At 62.1% G+C, this 623-nt stretch carries 1 protein-coding gene; it reads left to right on the top strand.

The features are described from left to right. Positions 1–623 (top strand): DUF8746 domain-containing protein (locus RE4_RS30565; RefSeq protein ID WP_155717010.1); only part of this gene is annotated, 623 nt, incomplete at both ends.

Raw genomic sequence — 623 nt, 5'->3', positions numbered from 1 at the left:
GCTTCGAACGGGATCCCGAAGTCCCGCGTGGACGAGGTGCTCGGGTTGGTCGGGTTGTCCGAGGTGGCGGGCAAGAAGGCCGGTGGGTTCTCGCTCGGTATGTCGCAGCGTCTCGGGTTGGCGGGTGCGTTGTTGGGTGATCCGAAGGTGTTGTTGTTCGACGAGCCGGTCAACGGTCTCGATCCGGAGGGCATCGTCTGGATTCGTAAGTTCATGCAGCGGTTGGCGGCCGAGGGTCGCACGGTGCTGGTGTCGAGTCACCTTCTCTCGGAGATGGCGTTGACGGCGGAGCAGTTGGTGGTGATCGGTCGGGGTCGGTTGATTTCGGATTCGACGGTGGCGGAGTTCGTGGATCGCTCGTCGGAGTCGACGGTGCGGGTGCGTAGTCCTCAGCTCGATGCGTTGCGCAGTGTGTTGCTCTCGCAGGGGTTGACGGTGCGTGAGGACGGTTCCGGTGTTGCGCCGGCGTTGGTGGTCGTGGATTCGACGACTGATGTGATCGGTGGTTTGGCTGGTTCGCAGGGAATCGTGTTGTACGAGTTGGCGTCTGTGCAGGGGTCGCTCGAGGATGCGTTCATGAAGTTGACCGGAGACGATGTCCAGTACCACGCATCCGGTATCGA

The sequence above is a fragment of the Rhodococcus erythropolis NBRC 15567 genome, assembly GCF_001552595.1.
Taxonomy (GTDB): domain Bacteria; phylum Actinomycetota; class Actinomycetes; order Mycobacteriales; family Mycobacteriaceae; genus Rhodococcus_F; species Rhodococcus_F erythropolis.
Note: the sequence above shows the minus strand (reverse complement) of the source record. Positions and strands in the feature narration are given on the sequence as shown.